The sequence below is a fragment of the Streptomyces glaucescens genome, assembly GCF_002154375.1.
GTDB lineage: Bacteria > Actinomycetota > Actinomycetes > Streptomycetales > Streptomycetaceae > Streptomyces > Streptomyces glaucescens.
Genome location: NZ_MUND01000616.1, coordinates 1 through 5,021, shown reverse-complemented (window position 1 = coordinate 5,021; position 5,021 = coordinate 1). Strand labels below are relative to the sequence as shown.

5 protein-coding genes are annotated in these 5,021 nt (G+C 73.6%); 2 read left to right on the top strand and 3 right to left on the bottom strand.

Features of this window, described 5'->3' with window-relative positions; all coding sequences use genetic code 11:
- The first annotated feature begins 464 nt into the window (after positions 1-464).
- Positions 465-929, top strand: coding sequence for a transposase (locus CCN42_RS33155; protein ID WP_086741117.1), 465 nt, complete (start codon positions 465-467; stop codon positions 927-929).
- Positions 930-959: 30 nt separating this feature from the next.
- Here CCN42_RS33155 and CCN42_RS42865 read toward each other — a convergent pair whose 3' ends face one another.
- Entirely contained in the window at positions 960-1,106 is a 147-nt protein-coding gene (locus tag CCN42_RS42865; protein WP_158102164.1) for a hypothetical protein, read from the bottom strand.
- A gap of 62 nt (positions 1,107-1,168) precedes the next feature.
- Positions 1,169-1,633 carry a Crp/Fnr family transcriptional regulator gene (locus CCN42_RS33150; RefSeq protein ID WP_086741115.1) on the bottom strand — a complete coding sequence of 155 codons (465 nt, stop codon included), beginning with the start codon at positions 1,631-1,633 and terminating at the stop codon, positions 1,169-1,171.
- Positions 1,634-1,956: 323 nt separating this feature from the next.
- Here CCN42_RS33150 and CCN42_RS33145 point away from each other — a divergent pair, with 323 nt between their 5' ends.
- Positions 1,957-3,159, top strand: a complete 1,203-nt coding sequence (locus CCN42_RS33145; protein ID WP_086741114.1) for a globin domain-containing protein — start codon at positions 1,957-1,959, stop codon at positions 3,157-3,159.
- Between the two features lie 22 nt (positions 3,160-3,181).
- Here the strand turns inward: CCN42_RS33145 and CCN42_RS33140 are convergent, their stop codons facing one another.
- Positions 3,182-4,912, bottom strand: coding sequence for a sensor histidine kinase (locus CCN42_RS33140; RefSeq protein ID WP_086741112.1), 1,731 nt, complete (start codon positions 4,910-4,912; stop codon positions 3,182-3,184).
- Between the last annotated feature and the right edge of the window lie 109 nt (positions 4,913-5,021).

Genomic DNA, 5,021 nt, shown 5'->3' with positions numbered 1-5,021 from the left:
CGAAGTCGGCAAGCAAGGGCTGGGTGGCGCTAGGGGGGGCGGAGATGTGTATAAGAGGTGTGTGGGGGTGGGGGATGCCTGAGTGCTCACAGTGCTCGGCGCTCCTGAAGTGGGGGCTGGTGTGGTGCGGCCGATGCATTCCCATGATCCATGACGCAGATGCGGGACCCCAGTGATCACTAGGTCACATCCAGAAGGACTTGATCGCCTGCTCCTGGCCGGTCCCCGGCCGACTCCTCGCCGCCCCTCCGGCTCTCGCCGACCCCTCTCCGGTCCTCATAAATCCCCATAATCCGCTGATGGACCGTCCTGGACCATCCCGAGCGGGCCGGCGAGACCGACTTCTCGGGCGTGGCCCTGAAGGGCTCCCACCTCATCTCCTGGAGGTCCTCCCTTGACCTCGACTTCGGTCGAGTTCCTACGGTGCTTCCGTAGCGGACCGACCACAGGAGGAGCGAACGGACATGACGGCATCCCAGGACTTCACCGACGCCGAACTCGCGGCGCAGCCGGCCGCGTACCGGACCGGGGTGGCCTACGAGGCGCTCATCGCGTTCACCCGGGCCCGGCAGGCGGAGCTGGGGGTCACCCAGCCCCAGTACTGGCTGCTGCGGAACCTGTCGCCGAACGACCTCTCCCCCGACGGCCGCGGCATGACGCTTCCGGAGCTGCGGCAGGCCATGCGCTCCTACCTCAGACCCGAGGACGACCTGTCCGCCGAGGCGCAGGCCCTGCTGGAGCGCGGCCGACTCACCCGGGACGGCGACGGGCGGTGGTGGATCACCGAGGCGGGCGAAGCCGCTCGGGCCGGACTGAAGCAGCACGTCCCGGCCATCCGCGCCCGCATCCACGAGGGCATCGAAGACGCCGACTACGTCACCGCCCTGAGGGTGCTTCAGCGCATGATCCGCAACACGAGCGGCGCCTAGCGTCCGGTGTCAGTGCTCCCGGGCCAGTGCTCAGACATGCGCCTCGGACTCCTCGGTGGTGTACCGGGCGCAGTAGCCGAGCGCGGTGGGGACGCCGGGCACCGGGAAGGGGCAGGCGATCGCCTCGGGCGGACGGGCCCGCGACGTACGGAGCAGCCAGTGCCGGCCGAGGGCCACGGCCCCTGCGGACGCGGCGCACCCTACGGCGTGCCACCGACAACCGGCCGCGCCGGGGGGGTTCACCCGGGAATGCCGCTGCCGTAGGGGGCGTACAGGTCGAGCAGCCGGGTGCGGGCCGCGTGCAGGCGGTGGGCGAGCACCAGGCCGACCCAGCGCCCGACGGCCTCCCCCAGCCGGAGGTCGCTGCGGCACAGGTCGCGTACGGCCCCGGCGTCGAACTCCCAGGCGCGCACCGGCGTCACCGCCTCGGCGCCCATGTGCCACACGTGCGGCGGGAACAGCCAGGAGCAGCCGACGAGATCGCCGAAGCCCAGGGTCTCGATGACGGCCGGGCGCCGGCCGGGCACCCGGACGTCGAGGGCGACCGTCCCGGTGCGGACGATCCAGAAGCGGTCGGCCCGGCCGCCCTCGTCGAACAGTCGCGTGCCCTGCGGGACGCTCGCCTCGCGGGCGAGGGTCATGAGTGTGCCCCGGTGTTCGGCGGGCAGGGAGCGGGTCATGCGGGGCGTGGTCGCGGTGGTCATGACTGCACCTCCTCGTGCGGCGGCCCGAGCGTCCGTGCCGCCGCGGTACGGCACCTGGGTCCAGCCTCGGGCCCGGGGGCGGGGTCCCGCTTGGGCCGGGCGGCCCCGTCAGGGTGCCGATGGGCCTCGGCCGGGAAGTGGGTCCGGTAGGCCCTCGGTCAGGGGGCCGAAGGTCCCGACTTCCTGGTCCCAGGGTCCTCCGTTGCTGGTCAACGGCCCGTGAACGCCATGGAGGGGCGGCTCCGGTTGCTATACAGAGGCGGCCGATCGTGCACTCGCTCCAGTCGTCCCGCTGTCTTCTCCGCCCCGTCCCGGGAGGCTTCATGCTGTCCGCAGAGTCCGCCGCCGTCATACGCGCCACGCTGCCCGCCGTGGCCGGTGCGCTCGACGAGATCACCGAGCGCTTCTACGGCGCGATGTTCCGCGACCGTCCGGAACTGCTGGACGGCATGTTCAACCGCGGCAACCAGGCCGTCGGCACCCAGCGCCGGGCCCTGGCCGGGGCGGTGGCGGGCTTCGCGAGCGCGCTGCTGGCGGACTCCGACACCCGTCCGGACGCCCTGCTGGAACGGATCGCGCACAGGCACACGGCCGTCGGCGTCACCGAGGACCAGTACACGATCGTCCACAAGTATCTGTTCGGCGCGATCGCCGAGGTGCTGGGCGACGCGGTGACGCCGGAGGTGGCGGCGGCCTGGGACGAGGTGTACTGGCTGATGGCCGGCGCGCTGATCGCCCGGGAGGCCCGGATCTACCAGGGCGCGGGGGTGGCGCCGGGTGACATCTGGCGGCCGTGGACCGTCGTCGAGCGCCGGGAGGAGAGCGAGGACGCGGTGTCCTTCCTGCTGCGGCCCGCCGACGGCGGCCCCGCGCCGGTGGCCCGCGCCGGGCAGTACGTGAGCGTGCGGATGACGATGCCGGACGGCGTGCGTCAGCTGCGCCAGTACAGCCTGTCCTGCGACCCGGGCGGCCAGTTGCGCCGCATCACCGTCAAGCGGGTCGGGGGCACCGGAGGGGCCCCGGCGGGCGAGGTGTCGAACCTGCTGCACCGGACCGTGCGGGTGGGGGACGAACTCACCCTCTCCGCGCCGTTCGGCGATGTCGTCCTCGACGAGGCCGACACCCCGCTCGTCCTCGTGTCGGCGGGCATCGGCTGCACTCCCCTGGTCGGCATGCTCGACCGGCTCGCCGCGACCGGCTCCGAGCGTCCCGTCCTCGTCCTGCACGCCGACCGCTCCCCCGGCCACCACGCCCTGCGCGCCGAGACCCGGGAGCTGACCGACCGGCTGCCGCACGCGCAGGCCATGTTCTGGTACGAGCGGGCCGGCCTGGCCGACGCCGATGCCCGCACCGGCCTGATGGACCTCTCCGAGGTGACGGTCCCCGCCGACGCCACCGTGTACCTGTGCGGCCCGCTGCCGTTCATGCGGGGCGTGCGGTCCACGCTGCTCCAGCGGGGCGTCCCGCCGCGGCGCATCCGCTACGAGGTGTTCGGCCCGGACCTGTGGCAGGCCGACGCGGCCTGAGGGAACCGGCCGGTGCTCCGGTTCAGGGCGTCACCGGCACCCGCCACACCAGCCGTGTCCCGCCGGCCGGCGGTGTCGTCCAGGTCAGGTCGCCGCCCAGCTGCGAGGCGCGTTCCGCCATGTTGCGCAGCCCGCTGCGGCGGCCCTCGGGCGGGATGCCGACGCCGTTGTCGACGACCTCCAGGCGCAGTTCGCGCCCGTCGGTGGCGAGGACCACGTCAGCGCGGCCGGCCCGGGCGTGGCGGGCGACGTTGGTCAGGGCCTCGGACAGGACGGCGATCGCGTGGTCGGCGGTCTCCCGGGGGACGCGGGTGTCGAGCAGGCCGTCCATCCGGAGCCCGGGCGCGAAGCCGAGGACCGGGGCGGCCTCGCCCACCACGCGGACCGCGCGGGCGCGCAAGCCGGTCCCGGCGCCGGTCTCGCGGGAGCGCAGCCCGAAGATCGTCGAGCGGATGATCTTGATGGTCTCGTCGAGGTCGTCCACCGCGCGCGACACCCGCTCGGCGGCCCCCGGATGCTCGATGAAACGACCCGCGCTCTGCAGGGTCATCCCGGTGGCGAAGAGCCGCTGGATCGCCAGGTCATGCAGGTCGCGGGCGATCCGGTCACGGTCCTGGAGCACCGCGATCCGCTCGGCGTCCCGACGTCGCTCAGCCAGCTCCATGGCGACCGCGGCCTGCCCGGCAAACGACTTCAGCGGCTCGGTCCGCTGCTCGGTGAAGACCGTCTGGCCCGCCTCGCGGACCAGCAGCACCACACCCCGTACGCCGTCCCCGCTGCCGATGGGGACGGCGACGGCCGGGCCGAGTCCGGTGAACCGTGGCGGGCCGGACGAGACCCGGTCGTCCTGGGTGATGTCCGCGCTGGTGACGGTGGTGGCCGTGGCGAAGGCCCGGCCGATCAGGCTCGCCCGCACCGGCAGCACCAGGCCCTGGTGGGCGTCTGCCTCCCGGCCCAGGGCCAGCTCCACGGTGAGGGTGTCGTCGGCGTCGGTGCCGTCCGTGGGCACCGCGACCACGGCCAGCTCCGCGCCGGTGATCTCCCGGGCCTGCTCGGCGATCAGCCGCAGCACCTGCGCGCGGTCGCTGCCGGACATGATGCTGTGGGTGATCTCCGCGCTGGCCCGCAGCCAGCGTTCCCGCAGCCGGGACTCCTCGTACAGGCGGGCGTTGTCGATGGCCACGCCGGCCGCGACGGCGAGCGTGGCCAGGACGGACTCGTCCTCGTCGTCGAACTGCGCGCCGCCGCGCTTCTCGGTCAGGTAGAGGTTGCCGAAGACCTGGTCCCGCACCCGGATGGGGACGCCGACGAAGGTGTTCATCGGCGGGTGGTGGGGCGGGAAGCCGTACGAGGCGGGGTGGTCGGAGAGCTTGGCCAGCCGCAGCGGTTCGGGGTTTCGGATCAGTTCGCCGAGGATGCCGTGGCCCTCGGGGAAGTTGCCGATCTCGGTGATCTGGTCGTCGGTGACGCCGACCGTGTGGAAGTCCGCGAGCCGCCTGCCGTCGGGGCCGATCACGCCCAGCGCCGCGTACCGGGCGTCCACCAGCACCGCCGCGGCCTGGACGATGCTGCGCAGCACCTGTTCCAGGTCCAGCTCGCTGCCGACCGAGAGCACCGCCTCCAGCAGGTTGTGCACCCGGTCGCGGGTGCCGCGGACCGCGTCCAGGCGGGCCTGGACCTCCTCCAGCAGCTCGTCGAGCCGGAGCTGGGGAAGCCGGAGGCGTGCCTCTCCGGGCTCCGCGGAGCCTGCCACCCGGGGTCCCTCCTGGTCTGCTTCGGGCGCCCGCCGCCCGGACGCGTCTGCTGCCACCGTAACCGGCCGTGCGGGCGCCCCCTCCGGGCGGAGGGGGCCGGCCGTGCGG

Coding starts and splice junctions, on each gene's coding strand:
- CCN42_RS33155 (WP_086741117.1), top strand. CDS start 465: ATGACGGCATCCCAGGACTTCACCGACGCCGAACTCGCGGCGCAGCCG.
- CCN42_RS33150 (WP_086741115.1), bottom strand. CDS start 1,633: ATGACCACCGCGACCACGCCCCGCATGACCCGCTCCCTGCCCGCCGAA.
- CCN42_RS33145 (WP_086741114.1), top strand. CDS start 1,957: ATGCTGTCCGCAGAGTCCGCCGCCGTCATACGCGCCACGCTGCCCGCC.